Raw genomic sequence first — 21,260 nt, forward strand, 5'->3', positions numbered from 1 at the left:
ACGAATCCGAGCCCGGCAGCTGCAAGGACCGCGAAATCATCCGCCACGATCCGCACAAGCTGATCGAGGGCGCGCTGATCGCCGGCTATGCGATGCGCGCGCGGGCGGCGTACATCTATATCCGCGGCGAATTCATCCGCGAGGCCGAAACGCTCTTCGCCGCCGTGCAGCAGGCCTATGCCAGGGGCTTTATCGGCAAGAATGCCTGCGGCTCCGGTTACGATTTCGACGTGTTCGTTCACCGCGGGGCGGGCGCCTATATCTGCGGCGAGGAAACGGCTTTGCTCGAAAGCCTTGAGGGCAAGAAGGGCCAGCCGCGGCTGAAACCGCCATTTCCGGCCGGAGCGGGCCTCTATGGCTGCCCGACCACGGTCAACAATGTCGAGAGCATCGCGGTCGTACCGCCGATCCTGCGGCGCGGGCCGAGCTGGTTTGCCGGGATCGGGCGCGAGAAGAACGAGGGCACCAAGCTCTTCCAGATTTCCGGCCATGTCGAAAAGCCCTGCGTCGTCGAGGAGGCGATGGGCATTCCGTTCCGCGAACTGATCGACAAGCATGCGGGCGGGATCACGGGCGGCTGGGACAATCTGCTGGCGGTGATCCCGGGCGGGTCCTCGGTGCCGCTGGTGCCGGCGGACGAGATTATCGACGCGCCGATGGATTTCGACGGGCTGAAGGATCTGGGCTCGGGCCTCGGCACGGCGGCGGTGATCGTGATGGACAAATCGACCGACATCGTCCGCGCGATCAGCCGGATTTCGTATTTCTACAAGCATGAAAGCTGCGGCCAGTGCACGCCGTGCCGCGAGGGCACGGGCTGGATGTGGCGGATGATGGAGCGGCTGCGCGAAGGCAAGGCGGACATCGCCGATATCGACATGCTGCACGAAGTGACGAAACAGGTCGAAGGCCACACCATCTGCGCGCTCGGCGACGCCGCGGCCTGGCCGATCCAAGGCCTGATCCGCCATTTCCGCCCCGAACTGGAACGCCGCATCCGCGAACAGGCGGGCGCGAACGACGGCGGCGAGACATTGGAGGCGGCGGAATGAAGGCGCTGAATATCATAGGTGCCAGCGCATTGAGCGCCTTGGCTCTATTCTCTCTATTTGCCGGTCTCGCAGCATTTTCGGATTACAATTCGCGAGGCTGCCCGAACGCTAATCAATGCAGTGACGCGATGACCGTTATGTTGATGGCTGGCGGCGTCACCATCTTCGCCTCAATATTTGCTGCCATGCTCTGGGCTTCACGGCCTAGCAGCAATCGCCGTGGGAGTGGTTCAGATGCCTAAAGTCACCGTAGACGGCATCGAACTCGAGGTTCCGGACGGCGCGACCGTGTTGCAGGCGTGCGAGCTGGCGGGGAAGGAAATACCGCGCTTCTGCTATCATGAACGCCTGAGCATTGCCGGCAATTGTCGCATGTGCCTCGTCGAGGTGAAGCCCGGGCCGCCCAAGCCGCAGGCGAGCTGCGCGCTGCCGGCCGCCGAGGGGCAGGAAATCTTCACCACCACCGAAATGGTCAAGAAGGCGCGCGAAGGGGTTATGGAGTTTCTCCTCATCAACCATCCGCTCGATTGCCCGATCTGCGACCAGGGCGGCGAATGCGACCTGCAGGACCAGGCCATGGCCTATGGCAAGGGCAGCACGCGCTACGAGATGAACAAGCGCGCGGTCACCGAAAAGTACATGGGGCCCGTGATCAAGACGATCATGACGCGCTGCATCCATTGCACGCGTTGCGTCCGTTTCGCGCAGGAAGTCGCAGGCGTCGAGGAAATCGGCGCGGTCGGGCGCGGCGAGAATATGGAGATCACGACCTATCTGGAGCATGCCGCCAAGAGCGAGCTTTCGGGCAACGTCGTCGATCTCTGCCCGGTCGGCGCGTTGACCGCGCGGCCCTACGCCTTCGAGGCGCGGCCCTGGGAATTGCGCAAGACCCCTTCGATCGACGTGATGGACGCGGTCGGCACCAATATCCGCCTTGACAGCCGGGGCCGCGAAGTGCTGCGCGCGCTCCCGCGGATCAACGACGACGTCAACGAGGAATGGGCGAGCGACAAGACGCGCCACGCGGTGGACGGACTCTATCGCAACCGCCTCGATACGCCCTGGGTGCGCAAGGATGGCAAACTCGAAAAGGCGAGCTGGAGCGAGGCCTTCGCCGCGATCGCCGACGCGGCGCACAAGGCTGGCGGCAAGGTGGCCGCGATCGGCGGTGACCTGGTCGAAGTCGAAGCGCTCTATGCGGCGCAGAAGCTGCTCGAAGGGCTGGGCTCCAAGCTGATCGAGGGCCGGCAGAACGGCATGGACTATGACGCGAGCAATCTCGCGGCGGTCAATTTCAACACGACGATCGCGGGGCTGGAAGACGCCGACGGGATCCTGCTGATCGGTACCAATCCGCGCTGGGAGGCGCCGCTGGTGAACACGCGCATCCGCACGGCGGTGAAGGCGGGCGCGAAGGTCTTCGCCATCGGGCCGGAGATCGACCTGACCTATCCGGTCACCTGGCTCGGCGACGATGCCGCGCTGGTCGCCGACCTGCCCGCCGAGGCGGCGGACGCGCTCAGTGGCGCCGAACGGCCGGCGATGATCGTCGGCGGCGGCGGGCTGATGGTCCCGGGGTTGCAGGCCGCGTCGCTGGCGCTGGCCGATCGCCTCAATCTCGTGCGGGACGGCTGGAACGGCTACAACGTCCTCCACTTCTCCGCGGCGCGGATGGGCGGGCTGATGCTCGGCTGGGCCCAGCCGGGCGGCACGGCCGATATCGCGGCCACGAAGCCTGAACTGCTCTTCCTGCTTGGCGCGGACGGCGTCGATTTCGACGCGTTCGCCGATGCGTTCACGGTCTATGTCGGCCATCATGGCGAGCAGGGCGCGGCCCATGCCGACGTCATCCTGCCCGGCGCCTCCTATGCCGAAAAGAGCGGCACCTGGGTCAACCTCGAAGGCCGGGTCCAGCGCGGCAACCGCGCGGTCTTCCCGCCAGGCGACGCGCGCGAGGACTGGACGATCTTCCGCGCGCTGTCCGACGCGCTCGGCAATCCGCTGCCCTTCGATACGCTGGACCAGCTGCGCGACGCCATCGCCGCGGAATTCCCCGCGCTCGCCGATGAAGGCCTGGCCGAACATGAATGGGCGCCGCCCAAACTGTCGGCCGACGCCCCGAGTGGCGCAATCGCGCTGCCGATCAAGGACTTCTACCTGACCAATGCGATCTGCCGCGCCAGCGAGACGATGCAACGCTGCTCGGCGGAGCTGATCCATGGCGAAGAATTCGCGGAGGCCGCCGAATGACCGCTTGGTTCCAGGAAATGCTCGGCTTCGGCCTGGGTTGGTTCGCCGGCACGACGATCCTCATCCTGCTGATCGCGTTCCCGCTGATGCTGGCGATCGCGATGATCATCTATGCCGACCGCAAGATCTGGGCGGCGATCGCGCTCCGCCGGGGGCCCAATGTCGTCGGGCCGTTCGGGCTGCTCCAGAGTTTTGCCGACGGGATCAAGGTGTTTCTCAAGGAAACGATCGTCCCGACATCGGCCAATCGCGGCCTGTTCCTCATCGCCCCGATTATCACCTTTACGGTCGCGCTGATCGCCTGGGCGGTGATCCCGTTCGGCCCGGACATGGTGCTGGCCGATATCAATGTCGGGCTGCTCTACGTTCTCGCCGCGAGTTCGCTCGGCGTCTATGGCGTCGTGATCGCCGGCTGGGCGTCCAACTCCAAATATCCCTTCTACTCCGCGCTTCGGGCCGCGGCGCAGATGGTGAGCTACGAGGTCTCCATCGGCTTCGTGCTGCTCGCGGTGGTGATGTGGGCCGGCACGTTCAATCTGCAGGACATCATTCTGGCGCAGCAGGGCCATGTGTTCGGCTTCATCAACGGATTCGCGTTCAACCCGCTGCTCTTCCCGATGGCGGTCGTCTTCCTGATCTCGGCCATGGCGGAAACCGCGCGCGCGCCGTTCGACCTGACCGAGGCCGAGTCCGAACTCGTCGCGGGTTACCAGACCGAATATTCGAGCATGTCCTTCGCGCTTTTCTGGCTCGGCGAGTATGGCAACGTCATCCTGATGTGCGCGCTCAACGCCATCCTCTTCTGGGGCGGATGGCTGCCCCCGATCGACTGGGCGCCACTCTATGCGATTCCCGGCATCTTCTGGTTCTTCCTCAAGATCCTGATCTTCTTCTTCATCTTCAGCTGGGTGAAGGCGACGGTGCCGCGCTACCGGTACGACCAGTTGATGCGTCTTGGTTGGAAGGTCTTCCTCCCGATGTCGCTGATCTGGGTCGTCCTGGTCTCAGGCTATCTGATGTTCACGCGGTACGGTTTCTGATGGAAGAGATTATCATCGGAGCCGTTGCCGGCCTTGCCTTTCAGTGCCAGCCGGCGGACCGGCTGCCTCCCTTTCAGCTCACCGTGCCCGATGCGCAGAGCTTTGCCGCGCATTTCGGAGACTGGACGACATTGTATCGCTGGAGCATGCCGGCCGATCTGATCGAACCGCCGGAAAACTATGAAGTAATCGTGGACCGCCTTCCGGCCCTGCTGATGCTGAACTGGCGCGTGACCAACAATTCCCCGGTAAGCCTGGGCATTTTCGACTATGATGCGGCCGCCGGCACAGCGCGCTTCGCGCTAAGCTACGAGATTCAACCGGCGGCACGCGCGTCGAGCATGACCGAAACGCAAGGCGAATGCCGGGTGCTGACGGTGGAAGAGGAGATACCCTCATGAGCAGCGTCGCCCATTTCATCAAATCCTTCACGCTCTGGGAAATCGTCAAGGCGCATGTCCTGACGCTCAAATATTTCTTCAAGCCCAAGGCGACGATCAACTATCCCTATGAGAAGAATCCGATTAGCCCGCGATTCCGGGGTGAGCATGCGCTGCGTCGCTATCCGAATGGCGAAGAGCGCTGCATCGCCTGCAAGCTGTGCGAAGCCGTGTGTCCGGCCCAGGCGATCACGATCGAGGCCGAGCCGCGCGAAGACGGCAGCCGACGGACGACGCGCTACGATATCGACATGACGAAATGCATCTATTGCGGCCTGTGCCAGGAAGCCTGCCCGGTCGATGCGATCGTCGAGGGGCCGAATTTCGAATATGCGACGGAAACGCGGGAGGAGCTGCTCTACGACAAGGAAAAATTGCTGGCCAATGGCGACAAATGGGAGCGCGCGATCGCCGCGAGCCTTGCCGCCGATGCGCCCTATCGCTAAGCCGCAGCCGATTCTCAAAGGGGTCCAGGACAAATCGTGATTCAGGCATTCGCCTTCTACTTGTTTGCAAGCATCGTTGTTGCATCCGCCGCGCTGACGATCGTGTCGCGCAACCCCGTGCACTCGGTGCTCTGGCTGATCCTCGCCTTCTTCAACGCGGCCGGGCTGATGCTGCTCGTCGGCGCCGAATTCATCGCGATGCTGCTGGTGATCGTCTATGTCGGCGCGGTCGCGGTGCTCTTCCTGTTCGTCGTGATGATGCTCGATATCGATTTCGCCGCCCTGCGCGCCGGCTTCACGCGCTATCTGCCGTTCGGGCTGCTGATCGCGGCGGTGCTGCTGGCCGAGATGATCCTTGTCATCGGCGTCTGGAATTTCGCCGATCTCGGGCCGGACACACGCATGGCGACGATCGATCCCGAAATGCCGAACATCGAGGCGATCGGTCGGGCGCTCTACGACCGCTATCTGCTGGTGTTCGAAGGGGCCGGTATCGTGCTGCTCGTTGCCATGGTCGGCGCGATCGTGCTGACGCATCGCGAGCGCGGCGGGGTCCGGCCGCAGAACATTTCCAAGCAGATCAAGCGGCGCCCCGAAGAGGCGACGCGCAACACACAACCTGAGGTAGGCGAGGGGGTCGAACTGTGATCGGCCTCGGCCATTATCTCGTCGTCGGTGCGATCCTGTTCGTGATGGGCGTGCTCGGCATCTTCCTCAACCGGAAGAACATCATCATCATCCTGATGGCGATCGAGCTCATCCTGCTTGCGGTGAACATCAATCTCGTCGCCTTCAGCGCCTTTCTCGGCGATATCGTCGGCCAGGTCTTCGCGATGTTCGTGCTGACGGTGGCCGCCGGCGAGGCGGCGATCGGGCTCGCCATCCTCGTCATCTATTTCCGCGGCCGCGGTACCATCGCGGTCGACGACGTCAACCGGATGAAGGGCTGACCTGAGATGATCCAGCTCATCGTCTTCCTGCCGCTGCTCGCGGCGGTCATCGCTGGCCTCGGCAACCGGATGCTCGGCAACTTCCTCGCCAAGCTGCTGACGACGGGCGCGCTGTTCGTGGCGTGCGCGCTGAGCTGGCCGATCTTCCTCGACTTCATGGTCGGCGGGCAGGAAGCCTATGTCGCGCCGGTGTTCGACTGGATCCGCTCGGGCGAAATGGACGTCGCCTGGAGCCTGCGCGTCGACACGCTGACCGCGGTCATGCTGGTCGTTGTCACGACGGTCTCCGCGCTCGTCCATCTCTATAGCTGGGGCTATATGGAGGAGGATCCGGACCAGCCGCGCTTCTTCGCCTATCTCTCGCTGTTCACCTTCGCGATGCTGATGCTCGTGACGTCAAACAATCTCGTGCAGATGTTCTTCGGCTGGGAAGGGGTGGGCCTGGCGTCCTATCTCCTGATCGGTTTCTGGTATCACAAGCCCAGCGCCAACGCGGCGGCGATCAAGGCCTTCGTCGTCAATCGGGTCGGCGATTTCGGTTTCTCGCTCGGCATTTTCGGGACGTTTCTGGTATTCGGAACGGTCTCGATCCCCGAAATCCTCGAGGCCGCGCCGGCCATGGCCGGATCGACGATCGGCTTTCTCGGCTATCGCGTCGACACCATGACCCTGCTCTGCCTGCTGCTGTTCATCGGTGCGATGGGCAAGTCGGCGCAGTTCGGCCTCCATACCTGGCTTCCAGACGCGATGGAGGGGCCGACCCCGGTCTCCGCGCTGATCCATGCCGCGACGATGGTGACGGCCGGCGTGTTCATGGTCTGCCGCCTCTCGCCGATGTTCGAAACCAGCGACATGGCGCTCGCCGTCGTTACCTTCTTCGGCCTGCTGACCGCTTTCTTCGCGGCGACGGTGGGCACCGCGCAGATGGATATCAAACGCGTCATCGCCTATTCGACCTGCTCGCAGCTTGGCTACATGTTCGTCGCCGCCGGCGTCGGGGCATACGGCATCGCGATGTTCCACCTGTTCACCCATGCCTTCTTCAAGGCGCTGCTGTTCCTCGGCGCCGGATCGGTCATCCATGCGATGCATCACGAACAGGACATGCGGCACTACGGAGCGCTGCGGAAGGAAATCCCGTTCACCTTCTGGGCGATGATCATCGGCACGCTGGCGATCACCGGGGTCGGCATCGTCGGCGTGTTCGGGTTCGCAGGCTTCTATTCGAAAGACCTGATTATCGAGGCGGCGTTTGCGAGCGGTACGGAGATGGGCGGTGTCGCTTTCTTCACGCTGGTCTTCGCCGCGCTGCTGACGAGTTTCTACAGTTGGCGGCTGATTTTCCTGACCTTCTTCGGCAAGCCGCGCTGGATCACCAGCGAGCATATCCAGCATAGCGTGCACAAGACGCCCGAAACCGCGGAAGACGCGACCGGCGGCTACCATCCGCATGAAAGCCCCTGGTCGATGCTCGTGCCGCTGGGCGTGCTGTCGCTCGGCGCGATTTTTGCCGGTTATCTCTTCTATTATCCGTTCGGCTATGCCGAGCAGGGCGAGGTCTTCTGGGCTGGCAGCATCGCGCTCGACACGCATCTGCTCCATGCGATCCACGAGGTCCCGACCTGGGTGAAATATGCGCCGGGCGCCGTGATGCTGACCGGTCTCGCCATCGCCTGGCTTGCCTATATCCGCTATACCGACTGGCCGCAGAGATTCGTCGACCAGTTCCGCCTGCTGTACGCGTTTCTCTACAACAAGTGGTATATCGACGAGCTTTACGACCTGATCTTCGTCAGGCCCGCCTTCGCCGTCGGCCGCTTCCTCTGGAAGCGCGGCGACAAGGGCTTTATCGACCGGTTCGGGCCTGACGGCGTATCGGCGCTCGTCGCCAGCGGCAGCGGCGTCACGCGCCGCTTCCAGTCCGGCTATCTCTACACGTATGCACTCGTCATGCTGATCGGCCTGGCGGCGGCCGCAACCTGGGCGATCACCCGGTGAACCAGCTCGACTTTCCCATCCTGTCGCTGATGATCGGCCTGCCGCTGGCGGGCGCGCTGCTCTGCCTGATCTGGCCCGGCGAGGGCGACCGCAAGGCCGAGATGGCCCGGATCGTGGCGCTCGGCACGACCCTGGCGACCTTCGCGCTCGGCATCCTGCTCTGGGTGACGTACGAGATCGGCGGGCCGCAATGGCAGTTTGTCGAGAATTACCCGATTTTCGGGCGTTTCGCATGGGCGATGGGCATCGACGGCATCGCGCTGATGCTGATCATGCTTTCGGTCTTCCTGATGCCGATCTGCGTTCTGGCGAGCTGGCAGTCGATCAAAACGCGCGTGCCCGAGTACATGGCGGCGTTCCTGCTCATGGAATCGCTGATGATCGGCGTGTTCACCGCGCAGGACCTGTTCCTCTTCTACATCTTCTTCGAGGCAGGCCTAATCCCGATGTACCTGATCATCGGCATCTGGGGCGGCAAGGACCGGATTTACGCCAGCTACAAATTCTTCCTCTACACCTTGCTCGGTTCGGTACTGATGCTGATCGCGATGCTGTGGATGGTGCAGGAAGCGGGCACATCCTACATCCCGGCGCTGATGGAATACGACTTCCCGGGCGGAGCGCAGAACTGGCTCTGGCTGGCCTTTTTTGCGAGTTTCGCGGTGAAGATGCCGATGTGGCCGGTCCATACCTGGCTGCCCGATGCCCATGTCCAGGCGCCGACGGCCGGTTCGGTGATCCTCGCCGGCGTGCTGCTGAAGATGGGCGGTTACGGCTTTATCCGCTTCTCGCTGCCGATGTTCCCCGAAGCCTCCGCCGAACTCGTCTGGGTGATCTTCGGCCTGTCGATGGTCGCGGTCGTCTACACCTCGCTCGTCGCACTGGTGCAACAGGACATGAAGAAGCTGATCGCCTATTCGTCGGTCGCGCACATGGCCTTCGTCACCATCGGGCTCTTCGCCTTCAACCGGCAGGGCATCGAGGGCGCGATGATCGTCATGCTCTCGCACGGCCTCGTATCGGGCGCACTCTTCCTCTGTGTCGGCGTCATCTACGATCGCCTCCATACCCGCGAGATCGAGCGCTATGGCGGCCTGAGCGACAATATGCCCAAATATGCGCTGCTCTTCATGCTGTTCACCATGGCCTCGGTCGGCCTGCCCGGCACGAGCGGGTTCGTCGGCGAGTTTTTGAGCCTGGTCGGCGCCTATGAAGCGAACAGCTGGGTCGCGTTCGTCTGCACGACGGGCATCATTCTCGGCGCTGCCTATATGCTCTATCTTTACTGGCGGATCTGCTACGGCGAGCTCGAAAAGGAAGATGTGAAGGCGATGCCCGATCTTTCCGTTCGCGAACTCGCAACGCTCGGGCCGATCGCCGCCGTCGTTCTCTGGATGGGCGTCTATCCCGAAAGCTTCCTCGCGCCGATCCGCGACGATGTGGGCACCTTGCTCGCCCGGATCGAACGCGCCAACCCGCCGGGCGACGCGCAGCTCGCCATGGGCGCCGGTATGCCGGTCGACGCTGAACATGGCGACGGCCACGCAGCGGAGGGCGCGCACTGATGACCATTTGGCAAAGCCTTCTCGTCGTCCTGCCCGAGCTGATCCTGACGCTCGGCGCGACCGACCTGCTGCTCGTCGCGGCGTTCAGCAAGAAACCCGATGTGGCCCGGCGCGTCAGCCTCTATGCGGTTCTGATGCTGGTCGCCTGCGGCATCTCGCTGCTCGGCCCGGCCGGCAGCGCAGGCGCGGTGTTCGGCGGTCTCTACGTGGCGGACGCCTTTTCGACCTTCTCGAAGGTGCTGATCTACGCCGCAGCCGCGATCGCCATCCTGATGGCGCCGCGCTTCTTCGATCACCGCAACGAGATGCGGCCCGAATATCCGGTCCTGATCCTGTTTTCGGCGCTGGGCATGGGTTTCATGGTGTCGTCGGGCGACCTGATGATGCTCTATATCGGCCTCGAGATGCAGAGCCTCGCCGCCTATGTGCTGGCGAGCTTCATGCGGCAGGATACGCGCTCGGCCGAAGCCGGCCTCAAATATTTCGTCCTCGGGGCGCTGGCGAGCGGCATCCTGCTGTACGGCGTGTCGCTGCTCTACGGCTTCACCGGAACGACCAGCTATGCCGGGATAGCGACAGCCGTGGCCGCCGGGATGTCGACCGGTGAGCTGTTCGGGCTCGTCTTCGTGCTGGCCGGCCTTGCCTTCAAGATCAGCGCCGTTCCGTTCCACATGTGGACGCCGGACGTCTATGAAGGCGCGCCCACGCCGGTCACCGCCTTTTTCGCCTCGGCTCCCAAGATCGCCGCCGTCGCCCTTTCGATCCGGGTGATGTTCGACGCGCTGGCCCCGGCTACCGATGCGTGGCAGCAGATCGTGATTTTCGTGGCGCTCGCCTCGATCGCGCTCGGCGCGGTGGCCGCGATCGGCCAGTCCAATATCAAGCGGCTGCTCGCCTACAGCTCGATCAACAATATCGGCTTCGCGCTGATCGGTCTTGCGGCCGGCACCGAAGCGGGCGTCGCGGCGACGATGTCCTATATGGCGATCTACCTCGTGATGACGCTCGGCAGCTTCCTGTGCGTGCTGCAGATGCGCGACGCGACCGGCCGCCCGGTCGAGGATGTCGCCAGCCTGTCGGGCCTGTCCAAGTCGCAGCCCGCGCTCGCGGCGGCCTTCGCGATCTTCATGTTCAGCCTGGCCGGCATTCCGCCGCTGCTCGGCTTCTGGGGCAAGTTCCTCGTCTTCGACGCGGCGGTGGCGGCCGGACTGTTCCCGCTTGCGGTAATCGGCATCGCGCTGTCGGTGATCGGTGCCTATTATTATCTGCGGATCATCAAGACGATCTATTTCGACGATGCCGCGCCCGCCTATGCGCCCGCCAATTCGGTGCTCGAAAACGGCCTGATCGCGATCACCGCGACGGCTGTCTCGCCGCTCGGCTATCTGCTCGTGCCGTTCCTCGCCCTGACGGCGGGCAACGCGGCGGCCGCGCTGTTCTAGGATAGTCGGGTCCTGACTATCCGTATCCAGACGGTTGCCGAGACCGGCTCGACCAATGACGACGTGATGGCGCTGGCCCGCAAGGGCGAGGCGGAAGGCTTCTGGTTGCGGGCCGAGCGCCAGCATTCCGGACGTGGCCGGCAGGGCCGGGCCTGGGACTCGGTGTCGGGCAACTTGTTCGCCAGTACGCTGGTTCGGCTGGGGGAAGGGGATCCGCCGGCCGCCAGCCTGGCGCTCGTCGCCTCGCTCGCGCTGATCGACACGGTACGTGCCTTTCTCCCCGAAGATCTGCGGGATTCCGTCCTCCTCAAATGGCCGAACGACCTGCTACTCGACGGGGCCAAACTATCGGGCATTCTCCTCGAACGGGAAGGCGATGCGGTGGTCGTCGGTATCGGCGTCAATCTGGCCCGCCATCCCGAGAGCCTCGATCGGCCGGTTGCCAGTCTCTCCGTCCATATGATGGCGCCGTCGCCCGATATCTTCCTGCGCGATCTTTCCGGACGGTTCGCGGCGTGGCTCGCGCGGTGGCGCGCCGAAGGCGTCATGGTGGTTCGCGATGCCTGGCTGGCCAACGCCCATGCGACGGGCAGCGCGCTGACCGTTCACGATCCCGCCGGCGAAACGCTCAAAGGGACTTTCGATGGCCTCACCGACGACGGAGCCCTGCGTCTGCGCTTGGCGGACGGGGCCGTCCGTGTCATGCATGCCGGCGATGTTTTCCTGATCTGAGGACTGATTGATGCTGCTCGCCATCGACGCCGGAAACACCAATGTCGTCTTCGCGCTCGTCAGGGACGGGGAAATCGCGGCCCGCTGGCGCATCGCCACCGATCCGCGCCGTACGGGCGACGAATATGCGGTCTGGCTGCACAATCTGATAACGCTGGAGGGTTTCGACGCAAAGGAAGTCGATACGGTCATCATCGCGACGGTCGTGCCGCGCGCGCTGCACAATCTCGAAGTGCTTGCCTCCAAATATTTCGACGCGGAGACGCTGATCGCCGGGCAGCCGCCGGTCGAATGGAATATCCGCCTTGACGTGCCCGAACCGCATACGGTGGGCGCGGACCGCGTGGTCAACGCGATCGCCGCGCACAGCCTCCATCCCGAAGACCTTATCGTCATCGATTTCGGTACGGCGACGACCTTCGACGTCATCGACTATGACGGCAGCTACAAGGGCGGGATCATCGCGCCGGGCATCAACCTTTCGCTCGATGCCCTGGTCAGCGCCGCGGCCAAGCTGCCGCGCATCGCGATCGAGGCGCCGACCGATACCAAATCGGTGATCGGCGTGACCACCGAAGACCAGATGCATATCGGCGTGTTCTGGGGCTATGTCGCGATGATCGAGGGGCTCGTCGCCCGGATGAAGGCCGAAATCGGCCGGCCGGCCAAGGTCGTGTCCACCGGCGGTCTGGCCGAGCTTTTCGACGAGAATACGGACATATTCGACGTTATCGAGCCCGACCTTACCATTCAGGGGCTGGCCATGCTCTACCAAAGGTCTAGATAGACCCGCATGACTCCAAAAAACGAACTGCTTTTCCTCGCGCTCGGCGGGTCGGGCGAGATCGGCATGAACGTCAATCTCTACGGCACCCAGGGCAAATGGGTCATGGTCGATTGCGGCCTGACCTTCGGCGATCCCCATTATCCGGGGATCGAACTCGTGCTGCCGGATCTCGAATTCATCGAGGATCGCGTGGATGACCTGCTCGGCATCGTGCTCACCCATGGCCATGAGGACCATATCGGCGCGCTGCCCTATCTGGCCGGCGATCTGGGAGTTCCGCTCTATGCGACGCCGTTTACCGCGGGGCTGATCGCCAAGAAGCTCGAGGAAGCAGGTCTGACCGAGGAGATCGAGCTGAACGTCATCGACAATGGCGACAGTTTCGATCTCGGCCCGTTCGGCTTTCGCTATATTCCGCTCGCGCATTCGATTCTGGAGGGCAACGCGCTCGTCATCGAGACCGAGCATGGGCGCGTTTTCCACACCGGCGACTGGAAGCTCGACGAAGATCCGCAGACCGGAACCCCGACGCCGGGCGCAGATCTGACGGCTATCGGCGATGAGGGCGTGCTCGCGCTGGTTTGCGATTCGACCAACGTGTTCAACGAAAAGGCGTCGGGCAGCGAAGGCGCGGTGAAGGAAGGGCTCGCGAGGGTCGTCGGCGAGGCTACGGGACGCGTGCTCGTCACGACCTTCGCGTCGAACGCGGCCCGGCTGCAGACCCTCGGTCGCATCGCGAAGGAAACGGGCCGCAAGGTCTGCGTCGCGGGTCGGTCGCTCGATCGGATCATCGATACGGCCCAGGCGGTTGGCTATCTGAGGGATTTTCCGGCGACCGTCGATTTCGACGAGGCGATGCGCCTGCCGCCGCGCGAATTGCTGATCATCGCGACCGGCGGGCAGGGCGAATCGCGTGCCGCGCTGTCGCGGATCGCGGAAGACAATCATCCGCTCACGCTCGATAGCGGCGATCTCGTCATCTTCAGCTCGAAGCAGATTCCCGGCAACGAGCTGGCGATCGGGCGCGTGCAGAATGCGCTCGCCGCGCGCCAGATCCCGATGATCACCGACCGCCAGGCCCATGTGCACGTTTCCGGGCATCCGGGTCGGCCGGAGCTAGCGGAAATGTACAGCTGGATCCGGCCCGAAATCCTCGTCCCGGTGCACGGCGAGCTACGGCATATGGCCGAACAGGCGCGGTTCGGCGCGGCGCAGGGCATTCCGAAAACGATCGTCCAGCAGAATGGCGATGTCGTTCGTCTCGCCCCTGATGGGCCGGCGGTGATCGGCCATGAGCGGGTAGGGCGGCTCGTACTCGATGGCGACACGATAATCGCCGCCGATGGCGAGGCGATGAACGAACGCCGCCGTCTCGCCCAGCGCGGCATCATCGCCGTTACCGTGGCGCTAGACGGCGGCGGCAAGCTGGTCGGTGCGCCGTCCTTCTCGATGGCGGGCATTCCGATAGACGATGAGCGGGATGCATTTATCGACGAAGCCGTCGAATCGGCAGCCGGTGCCGCTCGCAAGGGTGCGAAGGATCCCGAGAAATTGCGCGAAGCAGTCCGCCTCGCCGTTCGCCGGACCGCCACCCACTGGACGGGCAAGAAACCGGTGGTCAATGTGTCGCTGATGGAGGTGTGACCATGCAGCCGATCTCGGCCGTAGCGATATTCTTTCTGTTCTGGTTCCTCTGCCTGTTCACCGTCCTGCCGTTCGGCGTCAGGACGGATCGCGAAATGGGCGTTGAGCCCCAGCCGGGCCATGCGGAAAGCGCCCCGCACCAGTTCCGGGCGATGCGGATCGTGATCCGCACGACGATCCTCGCGACGATTTTCTTCGCGCTGTTCTACGCCAATTACAATTATGGCTGGATCGGCTCGGACTTTCTCGATTTCCTCAAGCCGGCAGAAATCCGCAACGCGGGCTAGCCGCTAGCGCAGCCGTTCGATTGCCTGGGCGAGGGCGACGTAGAGCTTGCCATTGTCGGAGGAGAGCAAAGTCACGGCCAGCGGCGCTCCGTCCCGCGCGGTCAGCACTCTGCGCAGCATCGCCTCGAAATCGTGCACGTAGCGGTTAACCTGATCGCGGAATTCGCTGTTATTCTCATATTGCGCCGCGATCTCGCGCGCTTCTCCGGTATCGAGAAGCCGTACCGCCCGGCGCGAGAAGATGCCGCGATCGCCCTTGAGATAGGCGGCCCAGGCCGTATCCGTGACCTCGTTCGACAATATCTTGCTGACATCGATTGCCGTTGAATTGAGCGATTCGATCAGCAGCGTGACCCGCCGTGCAAAGCTGTCGAGACCCGTCTCTTCGACTTCCGTTTCGACTTCCCGGAGCTGGGTTTCGAGCGCCGTACTGCGGCTTTCGATCTCTTCCATCTTCGCATCGAGGTTCGCGATCGCGGTTTGCGCGATCTCGGCGGCGCTTTCGGAAGCCGAGGCCAGCCTGGCGATGCGCTCCTCGACATTTTCGCCGAGCGCCTCCGTCATCGCCTGCTGCGTCGCCTCGCTGAGCGCGGCGGCGGTGTGGGGGATCACCTCACCGAAGGCCGCGCGCGCCTTCTCCGCCGCCTGAGCCGCGATCTCCCGCACCTCCATGAGCGTTTCGATCAGGCGCGGTGCGGCCCCGTTCGCGATGCTCTCGGCCTGTTCGGCCGAATGGGTGAGGGCGCCCTCGATGCTGTCGATGTCCGTTCGCATGGACGTGATGCGGTCTCCGACCTGATCGATGAATGCCGCGATGGCGATCCGCTGTTCCTCGAGGCTTTCGCCGCTGACGCCGATGAAGTTGCGCATGTCGTCGGCCATCTTCTGCAGCGCTTCGAGATCGGGTTCGATATTCGTAACGGCGGTCTTGAGGTCCGCAGCCCGAGCTTCGGTTTCGGCAAAAGCTTGGGGAAGGGCCTCGCTCAGCGACGCCGCGCTCAAATCGAGCGCGGCTTTCACTTCCGCGGCGCGCGCGATCAGCCGTTCCGTGGCTTCGTCGTTGCCGCCGATGCTTTCGCCAAGCGCCGCCATCCCGGTGCTGAGCGCCTCGATTTCCTCGCCCAGGGCGCGGGCATGGGCCGCACCGCCTTCGGAGAGATTCGCGAGCCGGCCCTCGATATCGCCAAGCCCGGTATCGATATCGCCCAGGGCCGCGGTCGCTGCCGCGCGTTGTTCGGTCAGTCGTTCGTCGAACGCCTTCAGCGCGGCATCGGTAGCCGAAATCCGTGCATTGAGCGCCGCCGCAGCCTCCTCGCCCTCCTGGCTGAAATTGGTGCGCGCATTTTCGATCATGGCGGTCAGCGCCACGCCGATCTCGTCGACGACCTTGCGCGTATCCTCGACCGCCGCGCTCGACCGGTCGAGTACCGAGTCGACCGTGGCGTTGATCTCGTTGCCGGTCGAGTGGAGCCTGGCCGCCGCAACTTCGGCGACTCCTTCGATCCGGGCGAGATTGGCGGCGAGCGACTGGGCCGCGCCGCTGGCGACGTCCCTGGCCTGTTCGCCCCGCGATTTGAGCGTGAGGAGTTGGGTGTCGAGCGCCGCGGCTTGCTCATGGGCGTTGATCCCGGCTTCGCGCAGTCCGGTGCTGACCGCCCGCGCCTGCTGCTCCGCGCGCGGAAGGTCGGCCATCAGTACGTCGACATCCTCGCGCGCCGATTTGGTCGCGCGGTCGAGGACACCCGATTTCTGTTCGATCGACGCGCTGGCCTCGCGCATCATGTCGCTGACCGCGCGCAACCGTCCCGCCGCTTCGTCGCCCAGGGCCAGCAGCCGGTCGGTTTCGGCCGAGACGCCCTCGCGGATTTCGGCGAGCTGGCTCGCGACGACGGCGATGCTGTTGTCGAGACGCCGGGCTTCCGCGCGCATCGCTTCAGACGTCCGGCCGAACCGCTCGGCTTCGCGCCGGCTCGTGCGCTGGGTGAGCAGCCATATCACGCCGAGCAGCGCAAGCGGGACGCTGGCGATGGCTATCCAGTTGGCGATCTGCGTAAGCGTGGGCGTTTCCGCGGCGATACTGGAATAGGCCGTCCATCCCACAAATCCGGTCCAGCCGAGCGCGAGCAATATGATCGCGATGGTCGGAAAACGCTCGGCCAAAGTCGGTTCGTCGATATCGAACGGCGTGTCATCTTCCTCGATCCACGCGGCATGGCCGGATGCGGACTCGTCAGGCCGGGAGCCGGCTTCCACCGGAGTTTCGAGTTCGACTATGTCGTTCGCTGGTTCGGCCATCGCATTTCCCTCTCAACTGGCCGTGTTTACCATGTTTTCGGGCCATCGAAAGCCTCGCGCGGCAACGGAGCGTTAACGGCGATGCGTTAGGGCCACACCATGGCTTATGATCCCGGAGCGCTGGACAAGACGTTGGCCGCCGCTGTCGGCGACGATCCGTCGCTGATCGCGGAGTTGCGTTCGGCATTCATCCAGAGCGCGCAGCGGCAGGTTTCCGCGCTTCACAACGCCGTAAACGATCAACATTGGCAAGTCGCCGCATGGCGACTCAAGGGGCTGGCGGCGAGCTTCGGGGTAGTGGATCTCATGACGCTCGCCAATCAGGCCGCCGAGGGCGTCCCGTTCGACAAGGCCCTCCTCCAGCGTATCGACAAATCGCTCGCCAGTTTTTCGAGCAGCCTGGATTTCAACACCGGCAATACCCTCCAGTAGCGTCCTGCAAATCCGAGGCATCCCCGGTTTTTCGGGACGAGCGGCTTTGCAAGGCCGCCATTCTCCGCGTATCTCCACGGATCAAATGGTTTTGGAACGCATATCGTGGCCTTTGCGGCGCTGATCGCTGCCTATCAGGAAGCCGAAGAGGGTGAAGCGGGTTTGCGTGCCTTGTTGCCGATGGCCGGCCGCAGCCTCCTCGAACATCAGGTCCGTCGCGCAGCCGCAGCCGGCGCCAGCCATGCCGTCATTCTCGTCGAGCGCGTACCGGCGGCGTTGAGCGCCGCGCTCGACCGGCTCCGGCGCGACGGAATAGCCGTGAACCTGGCGCGCGATCCGATGGATGCCGCGGATCATTTTCATCCGGAGGAGAATATCCTGCTCATCGCGGACGGGCTGGTGGCCGCGCCCGATTGTTTCGAGGCGATGGCGGCACGGACGACGCCGGCGCTGCTCGTCGTCGCCGACACGCCGGAAAACGGCGATTTCGAGCGTGTCGATGCCAGTTGCAGATGGGCCGGGCTGGCGCTGACGACGGTCGATACGCTGTCGGCCACGGCTGCGATGCTGGGGGATTGGGATCTGCAATCGACATTGATGCGGCGGATCGTTCAGGCTGGCGCCGATTTCCTGCCGGTCGACGGCGAAGCGGGCGTCGTCGCCGATGCCAGCGATGCCGTTCTTCTCGCCGAACATAGCGACAAGAGCCGCGGGGCGGGGCGCACGATGTTGCGTCGCAACAGCGTGAAAGCGGGCAGTTGGCCGGAGCGCTTCATCTATGCGCCGCTCGTTGCCCGCTTGGCGCCGATGCTGCTCGATCGTCGTATCGAGGCGATCTGGCTGCGGATTGCGGCGCTGATCCTCGCGCTCGCCGGTGCAGCCGCATTCTGGTGGGGCTGGTTGTGGGCAGGCCTCGCGCTCATACTGATCGCCGGTCCGGTCGACGCGATCGCGGGCCGCATCGACCTCGCCCAATTGCGCGATCACGAGGGCGGTTGGGAAATTCGTGTTCTCAAGGGCATGCTGCAAAGTCTGGCGATCCTGGCCATGGGCGGGCTGGCGACCGCGAACACCGGAGAGATCGTCTATATCGCGTTCGCAATCACAGCCGTTCTGCTCCTGATTTTGGCCCGCCGCGGCGGCGGGCAGCTGCGCAAACTGGTCGGTGCTGACAATCCCTATGCGCCCTGGCTGGCCGATGGAAATGCGGCGATATGGCTCATTTTGCCTTTCGCGGCGGCCGGTTACTGGTTCTACTGGCCGATCGCGGTCGCGATATACGCTTATATCACATTGTTTTTGCAGCAGAATATGCAAAAAGAGGCGGTTCGCCAGCGGGACTGACCGGACAAAACAGGATTAGCACGGTCTTAACGACGTTTCGGCTATGTCACGGCCATGTCTGATCCGGTCAATTCCCGCTCGGAAACCGTTGACGAGCGCGCCTCGGCTTTGCTTGCCGACGCGGTGCGTGCGGCGCACAGAAGCGGCCCCGGAACAGGTGTCACGCTGGCCGATCTCGTCGAACCTGAACGCAATCGCCTGAGCGAAGTCGAACGCACGGCGATCCGCCGGATGTTCGCGGGGCTGGTCGACAGTATCGAAGGCGAAATACGTACCCGACTGCTGACCGGGGCCGGACTGCCCGACATGGCGGAATTCACCGCCTCGCTCGGCGCCGCGCACGTCGCGATCGCCTGGCCGATACTTGCCCGCGCAGGTTTCCCCGAAGATGGCGAGCTTGCGGACCTCCTCGAGCGGCGGGGCAAATCCTACAGCATCATCCGTCAATTGCGCCGGAATGCCGTGACCGACGAAAATGGGCGGCTCGATATGCTGGTCCAGCATGGCGATCGTGACATAGCCGCGCATGCGATGAAGCTGCTGATTGCCGAAAGCCGGATCAACGAGCGGTTCGACGACCCGCGTCTGGGCAGGAACGATTTGCCCGACCTGGTTGATCAGCGTCTGGTCTGGACCGTGGCGGCGGCCTTGCGCGACTATGGCGAACGCGTCCACCGTCTGGACGGAGCGGTGTTGGATGGGCCCATCACGAATGTCGCCTGCCGAATGCTCGAGGATCGCGGGGACGAAGCGCCTGTCGACGCCGCGGCGATGAGCCTTGCGGCAAAGCTGAATGACGCAGGATTGATCGACGATCGGCTCCTCGCCGAGGCATTGAACGGCGCGCGACCGATATTCTACGCTGCCATGCTAGCGGTTCGTGCCGGAATTTCTTTCGAGATGGCCTGGGACATGGCAATCATGCCCGATGCGCCAAATCACATGCTCGTCCTGAAATCGATCGGCGTCGAACGCGAAGCGGCATCGCAACTGCTCGTGGCGATGCTGCATGCCGTTCTGGTCGAGGATCGCAAGGCCGACGAAGTCGCGGCCGACTGGATTGAAACGTACGACGTGCTGCGCCCCGACGATATCGAGGCGGCTATGCGGCCCTGGCGGCTCGATCCGGTCTACCGTTCCGCGATCGCCCGGCTGGCGGTCGCCGACGGCGGAGCGTCGCGATGAACGGCGCGACAAGCCCTGCCGATCGGTCATTTGGGCGACTGGACGAGAAGGGCTCCCTGGTCGCGGCCGATACGGCGCTTGAAGAGTTGCACATGCGTGCAGGCGGGGTTCCGGGGGGGAGCCTCGCCATCCCGCAAATCGCCGCACTCGCGAAACTCGCCAGTCGGCTCGGCATTACCGTCTCGCGCTCGGTCATAACCGCCGACGGAGATCGCGATCTCGAACTGCATATCCAAGCCGAGCCGGACAGCGACGGCGTCAAGCTGGCCGTGGGCGGCTGGGTGTCGCGGGAGCCCGCCTCTCCGGCCGGACGGGATCCCGAACTGCGCGAGCATGATTTCCTCCGCGCCGATGCCGACTGGCTCTGGGAGACCGATCACACGCTGCGGCTGACCGCGCTGTCGCCTGATGCGGAGAAGATGCTGGGCGCCATTGAATCTTTCGTGGGCCAACCGCTTACCGGCCTGTTCCGGTTCGTCGAGCGGGATGACGGCGCGCTGCCCATTCTCAATGCCTTGGCCGAACATCGTCGTTTCGAGCGGCAGGAAGCGGTGCTTCGTCCGGAAGGGACGCAGCGTGTCGAACTGACCGCGGTTCCCCTGATCGACGGCAATGGCCGCTTTGCGGGTTTTCGCGGCACGGCGATTGCCGTGGAGCCGCAACCCGAGCAGGCGAGCGTATCGCACGGCGGTGCAGAGATTCCCGACGCCTTCGGGCGCCAGATCAATCGGGCCCTGCGGGCACCGCTCGACCGGATCGTGGCGAGCGCCCACAGCATCGAAGCCCAGCTCGACGGTCCGATCCGTGGCGATTATGCCGAATATGCGGGCGATATCGCGCGCGCCGGACGCCACCTGCTCGGCCTGATCGACGATTTGGTCGATCTCCAGGCCGTGGAGCGCGAGGATTTCGAGCCGGAAGCCCAGGATATCGATCTTGCCGATGTCGCGCGCGACGCCGCCGGGCTTCTTTCGGTGCGCGCCAGCGAAAAGAACATTCGGATTGACCGTCCCGCCGACGATGAAAGCCTGCCGGCTCGCGCCGATTACAAGCGCGTGCTGCAAATTCTCGTCAACCTGGTCGGGAATGCCGTGCGTTTCGCGCCCGAGGACAGCCATGTCTGGATTCGCTGCGAAACCGAAGGCGATCTGGCGGCCGTTATCGTGGCCGATCAGGGGCGCGGGATCGCGGCCGACGACCAGTCGCGCATCTTCGAGAAATTCGAACGCCTTTCGGCCGACGAGCCCGGTACGGGGCTGGGCCTTTACATCGCCCGGCGTCTGGCGCGGGCGATGGGCGGAGATATCGATGTCGACAGCGCGCCGGGGCAGGGCGCCCGTTTCGTGCTGACCCTGCGGGTCGGCAGTTAAT

The 21,260-nt window shown here is 64.0% G+C and carries 22 protein-coding genes; 19 read left to right on the plus strand and 3 right to left on the minus strand.

Translation table 11 applies throughout. The features are described from left to right. The 15 genes from nuoF to ACTS1X_RS07765 all read left to right on the plus strand — a co-directional run. Nucleotides 1-1,052: NADH-quinone oxidoreductase subunit NuoF (gene nuoF, locus ACTS1X_RS07695; RefSeq protein WP_442613802.1), on the plus strand; the 1,052-nt coding region annotated here is incomplete at its 5' end. Beyond that, nucleotides 1,049-1,294, plus strand: coding sequence for a hypothetical protein (locus ACTS1X_RS07700; RefSeq protein WP_442613803.1), 246 nt, complete (start codon nucleotides 1,049-1,051; stop codon nucleotides 1,292-1,294). The genes nuoF and ACTS1X_RS07700, both read left to right, overlap by 4 nt. After that, nucleotides 1,287-3,302 carry an NADH-quinone oxidoreductase subunit NuoG gene (nuoG, locus tag ACTS1X_RS07705; RefSeq protein WP_442613804.1) on the plus strand — a complete coding sequence of 672 codons (2,016 nt, stop codon included), beginning with the start codon at nucleotides 1,287-1,289 and terminating at the stop codon, nucleotides 3,300-3,302. Before ACTS1X_RS07700 ends, nuoG begins: the two co-directional genes overlap by 8 nt. Further along, nucleotides 3,299-4,342 (plus strand): NADH-quinone oxidoreductase subunit NuoH, encoded by a 1,044-nt coding sequence (gene nuoH, locus ACTS1X_RS07710; RefSeq protein WP_442613805.1) that lies wholly within the window; start codon nucleotides 3,299-3,301, stop codon nucleotides 4,340-4,342. The genes nuoG and nuoH overlap by 4 nt, the downstream gene beginning before the upstream one ends. Next, nucleotides 4,342-4,743 (plus strand): hypothetical protein, encoded by a 402-nt coding sequence (locus tag ACTS1X_RS07715; protein ID WP_442613806.1) that lies wholly within the window; start codon nucleotides 4,342-4,344, stop codon nucleotides 4,741-4,743. Before nuoH ends, ACTS1X_RS07715 begins: the two co-directional genes overlap by 1 nt. Then, a complete protein-coding gene (gene nuoI, locus ACTS1X_RS07720) occupies nucleotides 4,740-5,228 on the plus strand; it encodes an NADH-quinone oxidoreductase subunit NuoI (RefSeq protein WP_442613807.1) in 489 nt (162 codons plus the stop codon). Before ACTS1X_RS07715 ends, nuoI begins: the two co-directional genes overlap by 4 nt. Before the next feature lie 36 nt (nucleotides 5,229-5,264). Then, nucleotides 5,265-5,876, plus strand: a complete 612-nt coding sequence (locus ACTS1X_RS07725) for an NADH-quinone oxidoreductase subunit J (protein ID WP_442613808.1) — start codon at nucleotides 5,265-5,267, stop codon at nucleotides 5,874-5,876. Further along, nucleotides 5,873-6,178: an NADH-quinone oxidoreductase subunit NuoK gene (nuoK, locus tag ACTS1X_RS07730; protein ID WP_116234903.1), complete on the plus strand. Its 306-nt coding sequence runs from the start codon at nucleotides 5,873-5,875 to the stop codon at nucleotides 6,176-6,178. Before ACTS1X_RS07725 ends, nuoK begins: the two co-directional genes overlap by 4 nt. A 6-nt stretch (nucleotides 6,179-6,184) precedes the next feature. After that, nucleotides 6,185-8,176 carry an NADH-quinone oxidoreductase subunit L gene (gene nuoL / locus ACTS1X_RS07735; RefSeq protein ID WP_442613809.1) on the plus strand — a complete coding sequence of 664 codons (1,992 nt, stop codon included), beginning with the start codon at nucleotides 6,185-6,187 and terminating at the stop codon, nucleotides 8,174-8,176. 29 nt (nucleotides 8,177-8,205) lie between these two features. Beyond that, on the plus strand, nucleotides 8,206-9,741 hold the full coding sequence (locus tag ACTS1X_RS07740) for an NADH-quinone oxidoreductase subunit M (RefSeq protein WP_442613837.1): 1,536 nt from the start codon (nucleotides 8,206-8,208) through the stop codon (nucleotides 9,739-9,741). Further along, the gene (gene nuoN, locus ACTS1X_RS07745; RefSeq protein ID WP_442613810.1) at nucleotides 9,741-11,183 is read left to right on the plus strand and encodes an NADH-quinone oxidoreductase subunit NuoN; all 1,443 of its coding nucleotides are present in this window, start codon (nucleotides 9,741-9,743) and stop codon (nucleotides 11,181-11,183) included. Before ACTS1X_RS07740 ends, nuoN begins: the two co-directional genes overlap by 1 nt. A 24-nt stretch (nucleotides 11,184-11,207) precedes the next feature. Then, on the plus strand, nucleotides 11,208-11,915 hold the full coding sequence (locus ACTS1X_RS07750) for a biotin--[acetyl-CoA-carboxylase] ligase (RefSeq protein WP_442613838.1): 708 nt from the start codon (nucleotides 11,208-11,210) through the stop codon (nucleotides 11,913-11,915). Nucleotides 11,916-11,925: 10 nt separating this feature from the next. Then, nucleotides 11,926-12,702 carry a type III pantothenate kinase gene (locus ACTS1X_RS07755; protein WP_442613811.1) on the plus strand — a complete coding sequence of 259 codons (777 nt, stop codon included), beginning with the start codon at nucleotides 11,926-11,928 and terminating at the stop codon, nucleotides 12,700-12,702. 6 nt (nucleotides 12,703-12,708) lie between these two features. Beyond that, nucleotides 12,709-14,346: a ribonuclease J gene (locus tag ACTS1X_RS07760; protein WP_442613812.1), complete on the plus strand. Its 1,638-nt coding sequence runs from the start codon at nucleotides 12,709-12,711 to the stop codon at nucleotides 14,344-14,346. Nucleotides 14,347-14,348: 2 nt separating this feature from the next. Further along, nucleotides 14,349-14,633 (plus strand): DUF1467 family protein, encoded by a 285-nt coding sequence (locus tag ACTS1X_RS07765; protein WP_442613813.1) that lies wholly within the window; start codon nucleotides 14,349-14,351, stop codon nucleotides 14,631-14,633. Between the two features lie 3 nt (nucleotides 14,634-14,636). Here ACTS1X_RS07765 and ACTS1X_RS07770 read toward each other — a convergent pair whose 3' ends face one another. Further along, nucleotides 14,637-16,928, minus strand: coding sequence for a hypothetical protein (locus ACTS1X_RS07770; RefSeq protein ID WP_442613814.1), 2,292 nt, complete (start codon nucleotides 16,926-16,928; stop codon nucleotides 14,637-14,639). 99 nt (nucleotides 16,929-17,027) lie between these two features. On the opposite strand from ACTS1X_RS07770, the gene ACTS1X_RS07775 reads away from it, so the two are divergent. Next, nucleotides 17,028-17,360 carry an Hpt domain-containing protein gene (locus ACTS1X_RS07775; protein WP_442613815.1) on the plus strand — a complete coding sequence of 111 codons (333 nt, stop codon included), beginning with the start codon at nucleotides 17,028-17,030 and terminating at the stop codon, nucleotides 17,358-17,360. 81 nt (nucleotides 17,361-17,441) lie between these two features. On the opposite strand, the gene ACTS1X_RS07780 is transcribed toward ACTS1X_RS07775, so the two are convergent. Then, the gene (locus ACTS1X_RS07780) at nucleotides 17,442-17,723 is read right to left on the minus strand and encodes a hypothetical protein (RefSeq protein WP_442613816.1); all 282 of its coding nucleotides are present in this window, start codon (nucleotides 17,721-17,723) and stop codon (nucleotides 17,442-17,444) included. Further along, entirely contained in the window at nucleotides 17,720-17,917 is a 198-nt protein-coding gene (locus ACTS1X_RS07785) for a hypothetical protein (RefSeq protein ID WP_442613817.1), read from the minus strand. Before ACTS1X_RS07785 ends, ACTS1X_RS07780 begins: the two co-directional genes overlap by 4 nt. 37 nt (nucleotides 17,918-17,954) lie before the next feature. On the opposite strand from ACTS1X_RS07785, the gene ACTS1X_RS07790 reads away from it, so the two are divergent. From ACTS1X_RS07790 to ACTS1X_RS07800, 3 genes are read left to right on the plus strand one after another with little or no spacing between them, the layout of a single operon-like run. After that, nucleotides 17,955-18,704, plus strand: a complete 750-nt coding sequence (locus ACTS1X_RS07790; RefSeq protein ID WP_442613818.1) for a hypothetical protein — start codon at nucleotides 17,955-17,957, stop codon at nucleotides 18,702-18,704. Nucleotides 18,705-18,758: 54 nt separating this feature from the next. After that, complete coding sequence (locus ACTS1X_RS07795) at nucleotides 18,759-19,889, plus strand: DUF2336 domain-containing protein (RefSeq protein WP_442613819.1); 1,131 nt, start codon at nucleotides 18,759-18,761, stop codon at nucleotides 19,887-19,889. Then, entirely contained in the window at nucleotides 19,886-21,259 is a 1,374-nt protein-coding gene (locus ACTS1X_RS07800; RefSeq protein WP_442613820.1) for an ATP-binding protein, read from the plus strand. Before ACTS1X_RS07795 ends, ACTS1X_RS07800 begins: the two co-directional genes overlap by 4 nt. Nucleotide 21,260: the final 1 nt, after the last annotated feature.

Origin of the sequence: Parasphingopyxis sp., from assembly GCF_052168275.1 — a bacterium.
Classification (GTDB): Bacteria; Pseudomonadota; Alphaproteobacteria; order Sphingomonadales; family Sphingomonadaceae; genus Parasphingopyxis.

Excerpts from the sequence above, each read along its gene's own strand:
- nuoH (WP_442613805.1), top strand. The coding sequence starts at position 3,299 with ATGACCGCTTGGTTCCAGGAAATGCTCGGCTTCGGCCTGGGTTGGTTC.
- ACTS1X_RS07800 (WP_442613820.1), top strand. The coding sequence starts at position 19,886 with ATGAACGGCGCGACAAGCCCTGCCGATCGGTCATTTGGGCGACTGGAC.
- ACTS1X_RS07780 (WP_442613816.1), bottom strand. The coding sequence starts at position 17,723 with ATGAAAATGATCCGCGGCATCCATCGGATCGCGCGCCAGGTTCACGGC.
- nuoG (WP_442613804.1), top strand. The coding sequence starts at position 1,287 with ATGCCTAAAGTCACCGTAGACGGCATCGAACTCGAGGTTCCGGACGGC.
- ACTS1X_RS07740 (WP_442613837.1), top strand. The coding sequence starts at position 8,206 with ATGATCGGCCTGCCGCTGGCGGGCGCGCTGCTCTGCCTGATCTGGCCC.
- ACTS1X_RS07700 (WP_442613803.1), top strand. The coding sequence starts at position 1,049 with ATGAAGGCGCTGAATATCATAGGTGCCAGCGCATTGAGCGCCTTGGCT.
- ACTS1X_RS07755 (WP_442613811.1), top strand. The coding sequence starts at position 11,926 with ATGCTGCTCGCCATCGACGCCGGAAACACCAATGTCGTCTTCGCGCTC.
- ACTS1X_RS07715 (WP_442613806.1), top strand. The coding sequence starts at position 4,342 with ATGGAAGAGATTATCATCGGAGCCGTTGCCGGCCTTGCCTTTCAGTGC.
- ACTS1X_RS07795 (WP_442613819.1), top strand. The coding sequence starts at position 18,759 with ATGTCTGATCCGGTCAATTCCCGCTCGGAAACCGTTGACGAGCGCGCC.
- ACTS1X_RS07770 (WP_442613814.1), bottom strand. The coding sequence starts at position 16,928 with ATGGCCGAACCAGCGAACGACATAGTCGAACTCGAAACTCCGGTGGAA.
- nuoI (WP_442613807.1), top strand. The coding sequence starts at position 4,740 with ATGAGCAGCGTCGCCCATTTCATCAAATCCTTCACGCTCTGGGAAATC.
- nuoL (WP_442613809.1), top strand. The coding sequence starts at position 6,185 with ATGATCCAGCTCATCGTCTTCCTGCCGCTGCTCGCGGCGGTCATCGCT.
- ACTS1X_RS07775 (WP_442613815.1), top strand. The coding sequence starts at position 17,028 with ATGGCTTATGATCCCGGAGCGCTGGACAAGACGTTGGCCGCCGCTGTC.
- nuoN (WP_442613810.1), top strand. The coding sequence starts at position 9,741 with ATGACCATTTGGCAAAGCCTTCTCGTCGTCCTGCCCGAGCTGATCCTG.
- ACTS1X_RS07760 (WP_442613812.1), top strand. The coding sequence starts at position 12,709 with ATGACTCCAAAAAACGAACTGCTTTTCCTCGCGCTCGGCGGGTCGGGC.
- ACTS1X_RS07765 (WP_442613813.1), top strand. The coding sequence starts at position 14,349 with ATGCAGCCGATCTCGGCCGTAGCGATATTCTTTCTGTTCTGGTTCCTC.